The organism is Rhodococcus sp. NPDC003322 (assembly GCF_053589555.1).
This window is the reverse complement of the sequence record NZ_JBSFSC010000001.1, coordinates 537,676-553,404: the sequence shown is the minus strand read 5'-3', so window position 1 is coordinate 553,404 and position 15,729 is coordinate 537,676. Positions and strand designations below refer to the sequence as shown.

General features: G+C 69.5%; 15 protein-coding genes and 1 riboswitch. Of the genes, 7 read left to right on the top strand and 8 right to left on the bottom strand.

What is annotated here, in order from left to right:
- The first annotated feature begins 1 nt into the window (after position 1).
- Positions 2-2,029 carry a thioredoxin domain-containing protein gene (locus tag ACWDUM_RS02560; RefSeq protein ID WP_450132769.1) on the top strand — a complete coding sequence of 676 codons (2,028 nt, stop codon included), beginning with the start codon at positions 2-4 and terminating at the stop codon, positions 2,027-2,029.
- On the opposite strand, the gene ACWDUM_RS02555 is transcribed toward ACWDUM_RS02560, so the two are convergent.
- The 4 genes from ACWDUM_RS02555 to ACWDUM_RS02540 all read right to left on the bottom strand — a co-directional run bounded on the left by ACWDUM_RS02555 (position 2,026) and on the right by ACWDUM_RS02540 (position 6,143).
- On the bottom strand, positions 2,026-3,039 hold the full coding sequence (locus ACWDUM_RS02555) for an alpha/beta hydrolase (RefSeq protein ID WP_450114158.1): 1,014 nt from the start codon (positions 3,037-3,039) through the stop codon (positions 2,026-2,028). The genes ACWDUM_RS02560 and ACWDUM_RS02555 overlap by 4 nt on opposite strands.
- On the bottom strand, positions 3,039-4,070 hold the full coding sequence (locus ACWDUM_RS02550; RefSeq protein ID WP_450132768.1) for an alpha/beta hydrolase: 1,032 nt from the start codon (positions 4,068-4,070) through the stop codon (positions 3,039-3,041). The genes ACWDUM_RS02555 and ACWDUM_RS02550 overlap by 1 nt, the downstream gene beginning before the upstream one ends.
- 333 nt (positions 4,071-4,403) lie before the next feature.
- Entirely contained in the window at positions 4,404-4,529 is a 126-nt protein-coding gene (locus ACWDUM_RS02545) for a hypothetical protein (RefSeq protein WP_450132767.1), read from the bottom strand.
- A 174-nt stretch (positions 4,530-4,703) separates the two neighbouring features.
- A complete protein-coding gene (locus ACWDUM_RS02540; RefSeq protein WP_450132766.1) occupies positions 4,704-6,143 on the bottom strand; it encodes a wax ester/triacylglycerol synthase domain-containing protein in 1,440 nt (479 codons plus the stop codon).
- Positions 6,144-6,408: 265 nt separating this feature from the next.
- Between ACWDUM_RS02540 and ACWDUM_RS02535 the strand changes: the two genes are divergently transcribed.
- Positions 6,409-7,182 (top strand): ESX secretion-associated protein EspG, encoded by a 774-nt coding sequence (locus ACWDUM_RS02535; protein WP_450132765.1) that lies wholly within the window; start codon positions 6,409-6,411, stop codon positions 7,180-7,182.
- A gap of 11 nt (positions 7,183-7,193) precedes the next feature.
- Here ACWDUM_RS02535 and trhA read toward each other — a convergent pair whose 3' ends face one another.
- Positions 7,194-7,859, bottom strand: a complete 666-nt coding sequence (gene trhA, locus ACWDUM_RS02530) for a PAQR family membrane homeostasis protein TrhA (RefSeq protein WP_450115820.1) — start codon at positions 7,857-7,859, stop codon at positions 7,194-7,196.
- Positions 7,860-8,105: 246 nt separating this feature from the next.
- Here trhA and ACWDUM_RS02525 point away from each other — a divergent pair, with 246 nt between their 5' ends.
- Entirely contained in the window at positions 8,106-8,870 is a 765-nt protein-coding gene (locus tag ACWDUM_RS02525) for an isoprenyl transferase (RefSeq protein ID WP_450115859.1), read from the top strand.
- Here the strand turns inward: ACWDUM_RS02525 and ACWDUM_RS02520 are convergent.
- Entirely contained in the window at positions 8,779-9,474 is a 696-nt protein-coding gene (locus tag ACWDUM_RS02520; RefSeq protein ID WP_450132764.1) for a TetR/AcrR family transcriptional regulator, read from the bottom strand. The two genes, ACWDUM_RS02525 and ACWDUM_RS02520, sit on opposite strands and share 92 nt — an antisense overlap.
- A gap of 159 nt (positions 9,475-9,633) precedes the next feature.
- Between ACWDUM_RS02520 and ACWDUM_RS02515 the strand changes: the two genes are divergently transcribed.
- Complete coding sequence (locus tag ACWDUM_RS02515; protein ID WP_450132763.1) at positions 9,634-10,968, top strand: flavin-containing monooxygenase; 1,335 nt, start codon at positions 9,634-9,636, stop codon at positions 10,966-10,968.
- On the opposite strand, the gene coaA is transcribed toward ACWDUM_RS02515, so the two are convergent.
- The gene (gene coaA, locus ACWDUM_RS02510) at positions 10,940-11,872 is read right to left on the bottom strand and encodes a type I pantothenate kinase (RefSeq protein WP_450115823.1); all 933 of its coding nucleotides are present in this window, start codon (positions 11,870-11,872) and stop codon (positions 10,940-10,942) included. The two genes, ACWDUM_RS02515 and coaA, sit on opposite strands and share 29 nt — an antisense overlap.
- A gap of 91 nt (positions 11,873-11,963) precedes the next feature.
- Between coaA and ACWDUM_RS02505 the strand changes: the two genes are divergently transcribed.
- Complete coding sequence (locus tag ACWDUM_RS02505) at positions 11,964-13,193, top strand: DUF885 domain-containing protein (protein ID WP_450132762.1); 1,230 nt, start codon at positions 11,964-11,966, stop codon at positions 13,191-13,193.
- Positions 13,194-13,222: 29 nt separating this feature from the next.
- A riboswitch (SAM riboswitch) is annotated at positions 13,223-13,332 on the top strand.
- 38 nt (positions 13,333-13,370) lie between these two features.
- On the top strand, positions 13,371-13,745 hold the full coding sequence (locus ACWDUM_RS02500) for a hypothetical protein (protein WP_450115825.1): 375 nt from the start codon (positions 13,371-13,373) through the stop codon (positions 13,743-13,745).
- On the opposite strand, the gene ACWDUM_RS02495 is transcribed toward ACWDUM_RS02500, so the two are convergent.
- Complete coding sequence (locus tag ACWDUM_RS02495) at positions 13,731-14,189, bottom strand: nuclear transport factor 2 family protein (RefSeq protein ID WP_450132761.1); 459 nt, start codon at positions 14,187-14,189, stop codon at positions 13,731-13,733. The two genes, ACWDUM_RS02500 and ACWDUM_RS02495, sit on opposite strands and share 15 nt — an antisense overlap.
- Positions 14,190-14,383: 194 nt before the next feature.
- On the opposite strand from ACWDUM_RS02495, the gene glyA reads away from it, so the two are divergent.
- Complete coding sequence (gene glyA, locus ACWDUM_RS02490; protein ID WP_450132760.1) at positions 14,384-15,697, top strand: serine hydroxymethyltransferase; 1,314 nt, start codon at positions 14,384-14,386, stop codon at positions 15,695-15,697.
- The last annotated feature ends 32 nt before the right edge of the window (positions 15,698-15,729 follow it).

Below are 15,729 nucleotides of genomic sequence, written 5' to 3'. Positions count from 1 at the left end.
TGTGACGCGGTCCAGGAACACCCTCGGCGGCGCGACGAGCCCGTACCTGCGTCAGCACGCCGACAATCCGGTGCACTGGCAGCAGTGGGGACCCGAGGCGCTGGCATGGGCGCGGGAACGCGACGTGCCGGTGTTGCTGTCGGTCGGCTACGCGGCGTGCCACTGGTGCCACGTGATGGCGCACGAGTCGTTCGAGGACGAGGCGACCGCCGCGCTGATGAACGAGCATTTCGTGTGCATCAAGGTGGACCGCGAGGAACGGCCCGACCTGGACGCGATCTACATGAACGCCACCGTCGCGATGACCGGTCAGGGCGGCTGGCCGATGACCTGTTTCCTGACCCCGGACACCGAGCCGTTCTACTGCGGCACCTACTACCCCCGCACCCCCCGCGGGGGCATGCCCTCGTTCACACAGCTGCTGGAGGCGATCGCCGACACCTGGCGCACCCGCCGCGAGGACGTGCAGCGCGCCGCCGCGTCGATCACTGCGGAGCTGCGCGGCTCCGGTGGCGCGCTCCCGGCCGGCGCGGGGCCGCTGGACGCGGCACTGCTGGACCGGGCGGTGGCCGCGGTCCGCGCCGACGAGGACGTCGAGCGCGGCGGCTTCGGCGGGGCCCCGAAGTTCCCGCCGTCCGCGCTGTTGGAGGGGTTGCTGCGCAGTCACGAGCGCACCGGGTCGGCCCTCGTGCTCGAATCGGTGACGCGCACCGCGGAGGCGATGGCCCGCGGCGGCATCCACGACCAACTCGGTGGCGGGTTCGCGCGGTACTCCGTCGACGCCGAGTGGGTGGTGCCGCACTTCGAGAAGATGCTCTACGACAATGCCCAGCTGCTGCGGGTGTACGCGCACCTGGCCAGGCGCACCGGATGGCCGCTGGCGTTGCGGGTGGCCGAGCAGACCGCGGAATTTCTATTGCGCGACCTGCGCACCGACTCGGGTTGCTTCGCATCCGCCCTCGACGCCGACACCGACGGGGTCGAGGGGCTGACCTACGCCTGGACCGCCGAACAGCTGATCGAGGCGCTCGGGTTCGAGGACGGGGTGTGGGCGGTCGGGCTGCTCGCGGTCAGTTCGGCCGGCACCTTCGAGGCGGGCACCTCGGTGCTGCAGTTGCCGGAGGACCCGGACGACTGGACGCGGTGGAACAGGCTGCGTCGCACGCTCTTCGAGGTCCGCGCGGGTCGGCCGCAGCCCGCGCGGGACGACAAGGTGGTCACCGCGTGGAACGGGCTGGCGATCACCGCCCTGGCCGAGGCCGGTGCGGGGCTGGGCAGGGCGGAGTGGGTGGACGCCGCCGCGCGGTGTGCCCGGGTGCTGATCGACGAGCACCTCGTCGACGGCCGGCTGCGCCGCGCGTCCCTGGGTGGCGTGATCGGGGATGCCGCCGCGGTCCTCGACGATCACGCCGCGTTCGCGACGGGGCTGCTGAGCCTGCACCAGGCGACCGGTGAACTCGAGTGGCTCACCCGCGCACAGCAACTGCTCGACATCGCGCTCGACCACTTCGCCGACCCGGACGAGCCGGGCTGCTGGTTCGACACCGCCGACGACGCCGAGGCCCTGATCTCGCGGCCCCGCGACCCGGTCGACGGTGCCACGCCGTCGGGTGCCTCGTCCATGGCGGAGGCGCTGCTTACCGCGGCGGCGCTCTCACAACCGGAACAGGCCGAGCGGTACGCCGTCGCGGCTTCCGCCACGCTCGACCGTGGTGTCCTCCTGCTCCAGCGGGCCGCGCGGTCGGCCGGGCACTGGCTCGCGGTCGCCGAGGCGGCCGTGCGGGGACCCGTTCAGGTGGCGGTCTCGACGGACGGCGGGGCGGCCCCGATCGACGGTGCTCTGCTGGACGCGGCCCGCCGGCACGCACCGGGTGGCGCGGTCGTCGTCGGCGGAGGCCCGGACTCGGTGCCCCTGCTCGTCGACCGTCCCCGCGTCGACGGTGCGGATGCCGCCTATGTGTGCCGTGGGTTCGTCTGCGACCGGCCCGTCACCGTTGTCGACGACCTGATCGAGGCACTGAATCGCTAGGAAGTGGCGGCCTGGACCGTCGGCCAGGACCTGGCCAGCTCGTCACGCCAGTACGGCCAGGAATGGGTGCCGACCGGGGTGGAGCTTCGGGTGACCGTGGCACCGGCCGCGCGCAACGCGTGTTCGAGCTGGTCGGTGCACAGTCTCGACCCCAGTTCCAGGCCGCCGCCGACAACAACGGTCCGCGCGAATCCCGGCGCGGCCGGATCGTCGTGGGGGCCCGGCAGGCCGGATCCGGACGAGAGGTAGACGGGCTTGCCCGCGAGGGCGCCGGCACCGGCGATCGGGTCGTGCGCCTTCCAGGTGTCCCCGAACTGGGGTCCCCACATCTGCTCGGAGCGGGCACCGCCGTTGATGACCACCAGATCCGTGACCGCCTTCCCGACGGGGCCGTCGGTCAGGTAGCAGCCGCTGTAGCCGGCAGCGCCGGAGAACACGTGGGGAAACCGTTCCGCGAGCAGCACCGCGCCGGTCGCGCCGGACGAGATGCCGCCCACGGCGATCCGGCCGTTGGTGCCGAACTCGGCCTCGATCAGCGAGGGCAGCTCCTCGCCGAGGAAGGTCTCCCACCGGGTCCGCCCGAACGTCGGATGGTCCTGTTCCCAGTCGGTGTAGTTGGTCCCGGTCCCGCCGATCGGGAGGACTACGTCGACGTCCTTGTCCGCGAAGAACTCCCGCGCGTTGCCACGCTCGGGGTCGAGCCAGTTGGTGTCCGTGACCTGTCCGGAGTTGCCGTCGAGCAGGAGATACGCGCCGTGTGGGCGGCTCCCGTCGGCCGCGCGCAGGACCTTCACCGGGACCTGGCGTTGCATCGCAGGCGAGTCGACCTGGAGAAGCACCAATCGGTCGTCGAGTTCGGAGACCGACGCGATCGCGGCGGTGGCCTCGGGCGACACCGGGACGTAGTCGGGTACCACCGTCTGCGCCGTCGCGGCGGGCGGGACGGCGAAGGTCAGGCCGGTTGCCGTCAGCAGCGCAGCGATCACGCCGCCGGGGAACGATCGCCGCATCACCCTGCGACCCCGAGCGCGCCGCCGAGCAGTGGCCACGACTTGTGCAGGTCGTCCTCCCAGTACCCCCACGAGTGGGTGCCGTTGGGGCGGAAGTCGAACACCACATTGGTCATGCCGAGTTCGCGCGTGCGGTCGGCGAGTCGGTGCGTGCAGTAGTTCGTCGCGGCCTCGATGGCTCCGCCGAGGACGAACTGGCTGCCGAGGGTGATCGCATTTCCCTTCAGGCGCGGGTTGGCCAGGGAATCGTGATGTCCGGGCAGGCCGTTGCCGCTCGCGACGTAGATCGGAATCGGCGGAAGGGCAGCGGCATTGAGATACGGGTCGTGTGCCGCCCACTCGGGGTCGCCCGGCGGGCCCCACATGTTGTCCGCGTCCCCGGTTCCGGCGCCGACGACCATCGTCACGAACTGCCTGCCCGGGGTCTCGCTCGTCATCGCGCACCCGCTGTACGAGGCGACGGCGCTGTACAGGGACGGTGCCTGTATCGCCAGGTCGAGTACCGACGTACCTGCCATCGACAGTCCTGCAAGGGCATTCACGCCGGTGGTGCCGAGACGCGCATCGATCACCGCTGGTAGTTCCCGGGTCAGGAAGGTGGTCCACATGTTCCGGCCGTTGTTGCCGCTCGTCTTCGCGAGCCCGGGGTCCGGCAGCCGCCAGTCGGTGTAATAGCTGAACGCGCCCTCCATGGGCGTGACCACGTTGACGTGCTTGTCGGCGAAGAACTCCGCGACGTCGGTCTGCACGTCCCACGAGGCGCCGTCCTCGCCGCCGCCGGCCCCGTTGAGCAGGTACAGCGTCGGCGCCGGGGTGGTTGTGTCTGCCGGCCGCAGGATCTCCAGCGGGATGGTCCGGTCCATCGCGGGCGAGTACACCTCGATGGTCGCGCGCCGCTTGTCGGCTGCAGCGATGTCGGATGAATCCTGTTGTTTCTGAAGCGCGTTCGATGTCGGTGCGACGGCGACGGTGACGGCGGTCAGAGTCGACACGGCTACGAGAGCGATGCGCAGGCGGGACGAGGCGCTCAACGGCGATCCTTCGCTGGCTGTCGAATCGTCGCGGCCGGTCGGCCGCGGGAATGGGGCGGGGCGCGGACCCGCGCGGAGGGGAGCGCGGGTCCGCGCCGGACCTCGTGCTACTTGCCCGCGCCGGGGGTGCCGCCACTCAGTGAGATGAGCGCGTTGATGACCTTCATCCCCGAGTCGTTGACGCTGGTGACCAGGGGGCCGAGAACATCGCTGATCGATCCCATGCTGCTCCTCGAATTTGAGCGAGGGAAGCCTTCTGCCGCCCTCGTGTGAACACGTTGCGAAACAGATGAATTATTTTGCCGCGAGCGGTGATTGCGACGTCCGGTCAGGTTACGCGGGCGGCGTGCCGATGCTGCCCTCGACCGATCCCAGGAATACTTCGGACAGCCCGTCGGCTGCGATCATCGATCCCAGTCCGGGAATGATGGCAATGATGATGTCGGAAAGAGAACCCACGTGTGCCTCCTCGAGTCGAACCTTCGGACGGCGGTGCGCAATCTCGCAATCCACGGGCTCACGCACCGTATGGATCGTTACGACCGGTTTGTTTTCGTAACAACGGCACGGTAACAACTCTCCGTATACAACGTAAAGACCAGCAACGTAAATATTTTCGGCGTGTCGTGTCGATCACACGATCGACGCTCTGACCAGGTCGTTCAGCGAGGTCGTGAGCAGGCGCTTGTACGGCCGCGTGTCGGCCATCATCGCGGTGTCGGTGGTGAAGGTGAGGTCGACGGCACCCGGGTCCGAGGTCACGGCCAGGTGACGCAACCCGGAGCCGTCGACGACGCCGAGAACGCCGAGGATCCGTACGAGGGGCTCGCCGAGGAAGGTCAGGTCGGTGCCCGCCCACGGCACGTTGCTCACCATCGTGTTGTGCAGCGCCACCGTCGCGCCGGAACTCGGCGCGATGCGGCGCGCATGCCCGGCCAATCTGAGCAGCCAGGCCGGGCTGCTCTCGATCCGCCGGGACGCTCGACGGACATGCTCGTTGCCGTGTCGGGCCTTCTCGTTGCGCGCGGAGGTCATGATGGCGTGCAGGCGGGTGAGCGGATCGGCTGTGCCGGTGTGCAAGTCCACCGACATCAGCGCCAGGTGGGTGGCCCGGGGTCCGTCGGTGTCGGCCCCGGCTCCGGCCGCCGTCCCGCGCAGCGACATCGGGACCATCGCCGCGAGCGATCCGGCAGGGGATTCGCCGACCTCGGCCAGGTAGCCCGCGAGTGCCCCCGACACCGTGGCGAGCAGGACATCATTGACCGTCGCGCCGGGCGTTTCGGCGCGCACGGCATCGATCGCCCGGCGCGGCAGCCGCACGTGGTCGAAGGTGGGGTCGGGGGTGATCCTGCCGTTGAATCGGCACGCGGGCCTGGATGCGAGTGGTTCGACGATCTCGCCGGCGGCGGACAGTTCGCGCACCCGGCGCGCGGCCGCGCTGGTGTCGCCGAGACCTCGCCCGAACCGGATGAGTTGTCCGGGCAGGGTGGCCGCGGCCCGGGCGAATTCGGTCACGTCGCTGCCGGCGCCGGCCGGGGGCGGAGGCCGAGTGGCCTCCGGAGCGGGCCCGAACAGGCGCAGGCCGAGGTCGCGCGTGGCGATGCCGTCGCCGGCGCTGTGATGGAACTTGAGCACCACCGCGGTCATTCGGTCGGGGGAGTCGTCGATATCGGTGATCCCCGTGATCACGTGCAGTTCCCACGGTGGCCGCGTCAGGTCGAGCGGCGAACCCACGATGTGGGAGATCCTGCGCCGCACCGGCTCCCACCCCGGGCCGTCGATCGGTTCGACGGTCACGTGCCGACTCGCGTCCACGCCCGGATCTCGCTCCCAGCGGGGCAGGTCGAGGTCCAACGGGACGCGGCGGATTCGGTGGGTGAACATGCGGGCCTGCCCGAGTCGCTCGCGCATCCAGGCGGTCACCTCGGCCGTGCCGACAGCGGTGTCCGCGGTGGAGTCGAACAGGTAGATCGCGACGACATTCGAGCGGTGCCGTTCGAATTCGTTGTAGTAGTACTCGGCGTCCTGCGGTGCCAGGCGTGCAGGTGCCGGCTGTCGGCGAAACGATGTCACAAGTGCTCCCTTCGGACTCCCGGACAGCGCCAGGGTAGCCGCGAATGAGCGAACGGCGTGCGAAACCCGTGGCAGGCAAAGGGTTCAGCGTGTTCGCGGTGTCGATGCCACGGCGTTCGGGGCGCCCCCACGCGGCTCTGGAGCGTCGCCTTGTCGTTGCAATCGTGGAACCGATAGCGCCCGCCCTGCGTCTGAGTGGTGTGAGTGGACTGTTCGTCGTTGGCGAAGGCGTGGTCCGGGCTTCGAGAAATCAGAGGGGTTGACAGTGGCAGTGTCCGATTCGGGTCGGCGCACGACCGCGGCGATCGCCGGCCGGTGGCGGTTCACCGCACTGGAGTTCGATCTGCTGTGGCGACTGCACGGGCGGGATCGGCTGCCCTATCCGATGCAGTTCCGTGGTGACGCCGTCACCGTGGCCGCGCACGATCGTGCCCGCCGCGACGCGGCCCGGAGAATCCGCACGCTGCTCGACGAGGAACTCCACGCGGCGCTGTCGGTGCTGCTCGCCCCGACCGTGCGGGTCGAGGTGTGCGGCTTCCATGGCGCCGCGCTCGCGTCGGTGACTCGCCTCCATGCAGGGATCGGCGGCGAAGTGGGAGTCGTGGCCCAGCAGTTGCCGGGAACCGACCTCGACTGCGGCGGGGAAGTGTTGGTCTCGTCAGGGCCGGCAGCGAGGGTCGCCGAGGCCGTCGTCGCGGCTGTACCCGCGACCGCTCGCGGGTCGGGTCGGGGCGTGACGCCCCGGCGGGCGGGGGCGTCGCCGGCCGCGGGATCGCTGCTGCGCCAGGTCGGTGGTCGGGACCGGGAGGAGAACCTGCGGACCTTCTTCGCTCGGCCGCGCACCGGTGTCGGTGAAATCGGCGTCCACCCCGGCCCGGCGGTGGACTGGCGGCCCACCGAGGACGGCAGTGTCGTGCACTGGATCGACTTCGCGGACGGACGCTATCTCGTGCGCGGCGGCGACGAGGTCGAGGCACTGCCGGTGTCGGGGGAGGAGTTCACCGCCCACCTCCGGACGCTCATTGCCCGGACCGGCTGAACCGGTCGCGGTCAGGCGTACACCACCAGCCACACCGCGATGTAGTGGCACAGTGCGGCGACCACCGTGCCCGCGTGGAAGAACTCGTGGTGACCGAAGGTCGCGGGCCACGGATCCGGCCACCTCGTGGCGTAGAGGATCGCGCCGACGCTGTACAGCACGCCGCCCACCGCGAGCAGCACCAGCGGCGCCCACCCCACCTGGCGCACCAGGTCTCCCGCGACCGGGACGATCGCCCAGCCCAGCACCAGGTACAGCGGTACGCCCACCCAGCGGGGAGCGGTGGGCCACAACATCTTCAGGGCGACCCCGGCGAGCGCCCCCACCCACACCACGGCCAGTAGGGGTCTGCCGGAGTCGGCGGGCAGGGCGAGCAACGCGAACGGCGTGTAACTGCCTGCGATGAACAGGAAGATCATCGAGTGGTCGGCCCGCTTCATCCAGGTCCGCGCCCGAACCGTCGACCAGTGCACGCGGTGATACGCGGCGCTGACGCCGAACACCCCGCACACCGTCACCGCGTAGATCGCCGTCGCAAGGGCGGCTCGGGGGGACACGGTCGCCGCGCACGCCACCAGGACCGCACCGGCGACGACGGCCACCGCGAACGCCCAGAGGTGGATCCAGCCACGCAGTCGGGGTTTGACTGGTGCGAGCGGGTGGTCCAGCACGGTCATGCGGTGCTCCCGGTGTCGACGGAACCTAACCTACGGAACCGTAGGTTAGGGATTTTCCGGTCACTGTACGCCTGTCGAGTGCCGCCGCGACCGCAATGAGACCGCGGTTACGGCGCGAGGGGCACCGGTGCCCGACGACGGCTCGCCGGCCCGGCGTAATGTGGCCTCCCGTGCTGCTCGGGAACTCGGCGGAGAAGGCGGGCTGCTCGGGAACTCGGCGGAGGAGACGGTGGTGATGTCCAGGTGATGGTCTCGAACCTGCTGTACAGCATCTACGAGCGTCGCCTGGCACGGCAGCTCGACGGGATGCAGCGACCTCGGCACGTCGCCGTCATGTGCGACGGCAATCGCCGGTGGGCGCGGGAGAACGGCTTCACCGATGTCGCGCACGGCCACCGCATGGGTGCACTCAAGATCGCCGACCTGCTGCGCTGGTGCGGCGAGGCGGGGATCGAGATGGCCACCATCTACCTGCTCTCGACCGAGAACCTGCGCCGCGACCCGGAGGAGCTCGACACCCTGATCGAGATCATCACCGATGTCGTCGAGGAGATCTCCGGTCCCGACCAGAACTGGTCCGTCAAGATCGTCGGCACCCTCGACCTGCTGCCCGAGGACTCGGCCCGCCGTTTGCGTGAAGCCGCCGACCGGACCACGGGCCGAACGGGTACCCACGTGAACGTCGCGGTCGGCTACGGCGGCAGGCAGGAGATCACCGACGCGGTCCGGTCCCTGGTGCGGCAGAAGCAGGCCGAGGGGCTCGACGGTGCCGAGCTGGTCGACGCGATCACCGTCGAGGGCATCGACGGACACCTCTACACCTCCGGTCAGCCGGACCCGGATCTGGTGATCCGCACCTCGGGTGAACAGCGACTGTCCGGCTTCCTGCTGTGGCAGAGCGCCTACTCGGAGATCTGGTTCACCGAGGCGTACTGGCCCGAGTTCCGTCGGGTCGACTTCCTTCGCGCGCTCCGGGACTATGCGGCAAGGCATCGTCGATTCGGGGCGTGAGCGCGGGGAACCAGATGTCCGTCAGCACCGCTGCGGCCTGATCTCGCGGAAAGTCGAGGGTGCCGTGCACGGCCCATCGGGTGAAGAACCGCTCCAGTTGCGCCACGAGCAGCTCGATCCGCAGCCGTGCCTCGTCGCGCAGCGGCTCGGGCCATCGGGACAGGTACGACGGCATGGCGTCGGGTAGCGCGCGATAGGCGTCCCGGGCGATCTCCCGGAGGTCGGGTTCGAGTGCGATCGCTTCGTCCCAGGCGGGCAGGATCGCGCGGTGGGCGTCGAACCAGTCGAGTGCGCGCTCGAGCCACGCGGTGAACTCGGCGCGCGAGCCCGTCGCGAGCACGTCGTCGAGGTCCTCGTACACGGTCTCCGGGCGCGGGGCCCGCGCCTGCACCCCGACCGTCCTCAGCGCGTCCGCCTTGCTGGTGAAGTGCAGGTAGAACGTGGCTCGGCTGCACCCCGCGGCGGACGCGATGTCGTCGACCTTCACCGCGGCGTAGCCGTGTTCGGTGAACAGGGCGTGGGCGTGGGTGAGCAGGGCGGCCCGCGTCCGCAGTCGTTGCTCGTCCCGCCGCGTCGGCCGGCGACCGCCCTTCGTCTCGTTCATCGGATCCTCCGAACTCCATCGGGCAAGGCGAGTTTCCCGGTTTCGCTTGACAGCACGTCAGCGAGTGGGCTTGTATGGCGCAGATCACAGGCCCTCGGGTGTCACCGGTCCTGATCGTCGCAGGTTCACGAACGGCACGGGGTTCCAGGGAGGGAATTCATGGCGGCAATGCCCAGGGTGTGCATCATCGGTGCCGGCTGCTCCGGCTTCACCACGGCCAAACGGCTCAAGGACCACGGCATCTCCTACGACTGCTTCGAGGAGTCGGACGAGGTCGGTGGCAACTGGTACTACCGGAATCCCACGGGCCGCTCGGCCTGCTACGAGAGCCTGCACATCGACACGTCCTCCACCCGACTTCAGTTCGAGGACTTCCCGGTCCCCGAGGACTGGCCGCACTTCCCGCACCACACGCTGATGCACGGCTACTTCCGGGACTACGTCGACTATTTCGGTCTGCGTGAGACCATCACGTTCAACACCCGGGTCGAGTCGGCCCGCAGGCAGGCGGACGGCACCTGGACGGTCACCCTCGACAACGGTGAGAGCCGGTCCTACGAGGCGCTCGTCGTGGCCAACGGTCACCATTGGGACCCGCGGATGCCGGACTACCCCGGTCGGTTCGCCGGGACGATCATGCACAGTCACCAGTACCGGAGCCCGTTCGACCCCGTGGACATGCGCGGCAAGAAGGTCGTCGTCGTCGGACTGGGGAATTCGGCACTGGACATCGCGTCCGAACTTTCGCATCGTTCGATCGCCGAGCACGTCTGGGTCTCGGCCCGCCGCGGGGTGTGGGTGCTGAGCAAGTACCGCGAGGGCAAGCCGGCGGACAAGATGATGATGCCGCCGTGGATGCCGCGCAAGCTCGGACTGTCCATCGCGCGCAGGAAGATCAAGAAGTCGCTCGGCCGGATGGAGGACTACGGCCTGCCCACGCCCGACCACGAGCCGCTCGGTGCGCACCCGTCGGTCAGCGTCGACTTCCTCGCCAAGGCGGGCTCAGGGGACCTGACCTGCGTCCCGGCGATCGAGGCCCTCGACGGTGACCACGTGCGCCTCGTCGACGGACGCCGGATCCCCGCCGATGTGATCATCTGCGCGACCGGGTACAAGATGAGCTTCCCGTTCTTCGACGATCCGGCGCTGCAACCCGATGCGCGGCACCGCTTCCCGCTGTTCAAGCGGATCGTGCGGCCCGGGGTGGACAACCTGTTCTTCATGGGGCTGGCGCAGGCATCGCCGACGATCGTCAACCTCGCCGAGCAGCAGAGCAAACTCGTCGCCGGAATCCTCGCCGGCACATACGCGTTGCCCTCCGTCGCCGAGATGAACCGGATCGTCGAGGCCGACGAGGGTGCCAGCCTCGCCCAGTACTACCAGGCGCCGCGGCACACCATTCAGGTCGACTTCGCTCGCTACGTTCGTGACCTGACGAAGGAGATCGACGCCGGCCGGAAGCGGGTCAGAGCTTCCGCAGTCGTAGCCGGTTGATGGAGTGGTCGGCGTCCTTGCGCAGCACCAGGGTTGCGCGGGGGCGGGTCGGCAGGATGTTCTCCACCAGGTTCGGCCGGTTGATCGAGTTCCAGATGTCCTCGGCGGCGATCGTCGCGTGTGCGTCGGACAGGTTCGAGTAGTGGTGGAAGTGGGCGTTCGGGTCCGCGAACGCCGTCTTGCGCAGCGCCAGGAACCGTTTGATGTACCAGCGCTCGATGTCCTCCACCTTCGCGTCGACGTAGATCGAGAAGTCGAACAGGTCCGAGACCATCAGCCGGGGCCCGGTCTGCAGGACGTTCAGTCCCTCCAGGATCAGGATGTCGGGCTGGCGGATCAGGTGGTACTGGCCGGGCACCACGTCGTAGGATCGGTGCGAATAGACCGGCGCGGCAACCTCTTCCGCCCCCGACTTGACCTCGGTGACGAAGCGGAGCAACTTGCGTCGGTCATAGCTCTCCGGAAAACCCTTGCGGTGCATGATGCCGCGCCGGGTCAGTTCTGCTGTCGGGTAGAGGAACCCGTCGGTGGTCACCAGGTCCACCCGAGGGTGGTGGTCCCAGCGGGCGAGCAGGGCCTGCAGGACGCGGGCGGTGGTGGACTTGCCGACCGCGACCGACCCGGCCACCCCGATCACGAACGGCACCTGACGGTCCGGGTGCTTCTCGCCGAGGAACGTCGCGGTCGCGGCGAACAGGCGCTGCCGGGCGGCGACCTGCAGGTGGATCAGCCGGGACAGCGGCAGGTACACCTCGGCGACCTCGTCGAGGTCGATCTGCTCGCCGAGGCCGCGCATGCCCTGGAGCTCTTCCTCCGTGAGCACGAGCGGTGTCGACTTGCGCAGTGTCCGCCACTGCTTTCGGTCGAATTCGACGTACGGGCTGCTTTCGCTCACCCTCGCCATGCGCGCGTCCCGGCCTCGATCTGCATAGGGGAATTGTGCGCGTCCCCACACCGGAGCGCCGCGCCGGGTCCGGACACTAGGGTTCACAGGTATGGACGCCGCCACCTTCGTACGCGAGTATCTGCTGCTCGGACTCGGTTTCGATCGCATCGAGGAGGGGTTCGTCGACGCCTTCACCGGTGACCCGGCGTTGCGGCGTCAGGTGGACAACGCGCCGCCTCCGGAGCCCCGCGAACTGGCCCGCCGCGCCGCGCACCTGCGGGGCGAACTGCCGAACGTCGACCTGCCCGCCGATCGCGCTGAGTTCCTCGGCGTCCATCTGCGCGCACTCGAATGCTCGGCCCGCACGTTCGCGGGGGAGAAGATCGGCTTCGTCGACGAGGTTCACGCCTACTTCGACGTGCGGATCGAACCGGGGTCGGTCGAGGACTACCGGGACGCGCACCGGGCGATGGACGAGGTGCTCGCCGGCGACGGGAACCAGCCGCTGGCCCAGCGACTTCAGGCGCACCGTGCGGCCGACGAGATCCCACCGGAACGGCTCGCCGACTGCGTCGAGGCGTTCTCGTCCGCACTGCGCGACCTGGTGCGGGCCCGCTACCCGCTCCCGGAGACCGAACGCGTCGAGTACGAGGTGGTCGGCGACAAGCCCTGGTCGGGCTTCAACTACTACCTCGGCAACTACCGGTCCAAGGTCGCGATCAACTCGGACCTCAAGCAGCACATGGCGAATCTGCCGCATCTGATCGCGCACGAGGCATACCCGGGACACCACACCGAGCACTGCCGCAAGGAAGCCGGCCTGGTCGACGCCGGCCAGATCGAACACACCATCTTCCTGGTCAACACCCCACAATGCCTGATGGCGGAGGGGCTCGCGGACCTCGCGCTCGGTGCGATCGTCGGTCGCGGGAGCGGAGCCGGCGGGGTGACCCAGGGGCAGGGCTGGGGGAAGTGGGCGCAGGAGATCTACGCCGACCTCGGGCTGCGGTTCGACGGCGAGCGTGCGGAGGCGCTGTCGAACGCGTCCTCGAAGCTGCTCGGGGTGCGGCAGGACGCGGCGCTGCTGCTGCACGATCGGGGTCGTTCGCACGACGACGTCGCGCAGTTCCTGCAGACGTGGAACCTCACCACCCCGGAACGGGCCCGGCAGTCCCTGCGGTTCCTGTCGTCGCCGTTGTGGCGGGCCTACACCTCCACCTATGTGGAGGGGTATCGCCTGCTCGGATCGTGGCTCGACCGCGGCGGGAACGCCGAGGACCGCTCCGAACGGTTCCGGCGGCTGCTCGACGAGCCGCTCATCCCGTCCGTTTTGCGCTGACCGGGGTCCGGTCGCATACACTGGGGCCGCTTCACGAGTGCCGTCGCCAAGCCCCGACTGGACGGCCGCCAACCCCACGCTCGCGGGTGGCTCGGGTGACGAAGTGGCTGACACCGACCGGTGCCGGCACGAGCGCCCCCGGGATTCCGGGAGGCCCGAGGAACTCGGGAGTTTCACATGCCCCATCCGTCCAACGACGTTCCGGCCGTCGACCACCGCTGCACCAGCTACGGGCCCGGTCACCAGGTGCACTTCATCCACGCCCGCAAGAGCTGGGAGGACGAGCGGTCGATCGACGTCCTCGCCGTGGTGCAGTCCGACGGTCTGATCCGACTGGAATGGCCCGACGAAGTGGTGGTTCGCTGGCACCACGACGCGCGTCGACTCGCGGCCGCGCTGCGGCGCACCGGCGGCTTCGCCCGCTGGAAGTCGGGGTGGCACGCGCTGGCTGTGCCGTCCGGCCCCGGAGGGAACCTCCTGTTCAACCTCGCCGCTCCGCAGCAGGCCGCCGTCTGTGGAGCGTCGCGGGTGGCGCCCTCAGCCGCGCGGTGACCAGCCCTCGGGGCCGGGGCCGAGGACGGCGAAGGATCCGACGTGCCCGCGGGAGAGTTTGACGCGGCGGGCCAGCAGCCACGCGTCGCCGCGCCGGACCCAGGTGTCGTGGTAGTCGCCGAGGGTCTGGAAGGTCACGCCCGCGCGCTCACCGGTTCCGAGGTGCAGATCCGAGACGTACGCGCGGCTGGTCGCGGTGTCCCCGTCGACGTCGACGACGACATTGCCGAGCAGGTGCTGCGTCGGCCCGCAGGCGTCCAGGAACGACCGGATGCTTGCGACCATCTCGACGCGTCCATCCAGCTCGCCGGTGCCCAGGTTCGCGGTCGCGTCCGGGAGGACCAGGTGGTCGAGGGCCTCCCAGGCGCGGTCGTCCATCGCACGGGCAATCAAGGTCAGGGCGCGGGTGATCGCGCGTTCGGCGAGCAGATCGTCGAGGGTCATCCGTGTGCTCCCGAGGTCGGTGGCGGGTGGGATCGCCGTGGACGTTAACCGCGGCCGTGCCGGTGCCGGCGGCCCGTCCCGGCGATCGGGACGGTGCCGCGGGTCTCGTTCCCGGGAACCCGTGGTTGGGGGTCACTGACCTGGCCCTACAATGAGACCTGCCCCTGCCCGGCCTTTCGCTTGGAGATCCCTCGATGACCGCTGTGCCCAGCACCGACGTGAACAACGCTTCGCTCGCCGAACTCGACCCCGAGGTCGCCGCGGCAATGAACGGTGAGCTGGCCCGTCAGCGCGACACCCTGGAAATGATCGCCTCGGAGAACTTCGTTCCCCGCGCGGTGCTGCAGGCCCAGGGCAGTGTGCTGACCAACAAGTACGCCGAGGGCTACCCCGGCCGTCGCTACTACGGCGGCTGCGAGCACGTCGACGTCGTCGAGAACCTCGCGCGTGAGCGCGCCAAGGCCGTCTTCGGTGCGGAGTTCGCGAACGTGCAGCCGCATGCCGGCGCGCAGGCCAACGCCGCGGTGCTGATGGCGCTGATGAACCCGGGCGAGAAGCTGCTCGGCATGGACCTCGCGCACGGCGGTCACCTCACCCACGGCATGAAGCTCAACTTCTCCGGCAAGCTGTACCAGGTCGCGTCGTACGGCGTCCGCGAGGACACCCACGTCGTCGACATGGACAAGGTCCGCGAGATCGCCCTCGCCGAGCGTCCCCAGGTCCTGATCGCAGGCTGGTCCGCCTACCCGCGGCACCTCGACTTCGCGGCGTTCCGGTCGATCGCGGACGAGATCGACGCCAAGCTGTGGGTCGACATGGCGCACTTCGCCGGCCTCGTCGCCGCCGGTCTGCACCCGTCGCCGGTGCCGCACGCCGACGTCGTCTCCACCACCGTCCACAAGACCCTCGGCGGTCCGCGCTCGGGCATGATCCTCGCCAAGCAGGAGTGGGCCAAGAAGCTGAACTCCGCGGTGTTCCCCGGCCAGCAGGGCGGCCCGCTGATGCACGCGATCGCCGCGAAGGCCGTCGCCATGAAGATCGCAGGCACCGAGGAGTTCAAGAACCGGCAGGAGCGCACCCTCGCCGGCGCGAAGATCCTCGCCGAGCGTCTCGGTGGTTCCGACGTCGCCGGTAACGGCATCTCCGTCCTCACCGGCGGCACCGACGTGCACCTGGTGCTGGTGGACCTGCGCAACTCCGAGCTCGACGGCCAGCAGGGCGAGGACCTGCTCCACGAGATCGGCATCACCGTCAACCGCAACGCCGTGCCGTTCGACCCGCGCCCGCCGATGAACCCGTCGGGCCTGCGAATCGGCACCCCGGCGCTGGCCACCCGTGGCTTCGGCGATGCCGAGTTCGCCGAGGTCGCCGACATCATCGCCACCGCCCTCGCGAACGGTCAGGACTCCGACATCACCGCCCTGCGCGCGCGGGTGTCCAAGCTGGCCCTCGACTTCCCGCTCTACGACGGGCTCGAGGACTGGGGCATGCTCTCCAAGAACGTCTAGGCTTTCCGCGCGAAACGGCCCGCACCCCTTGG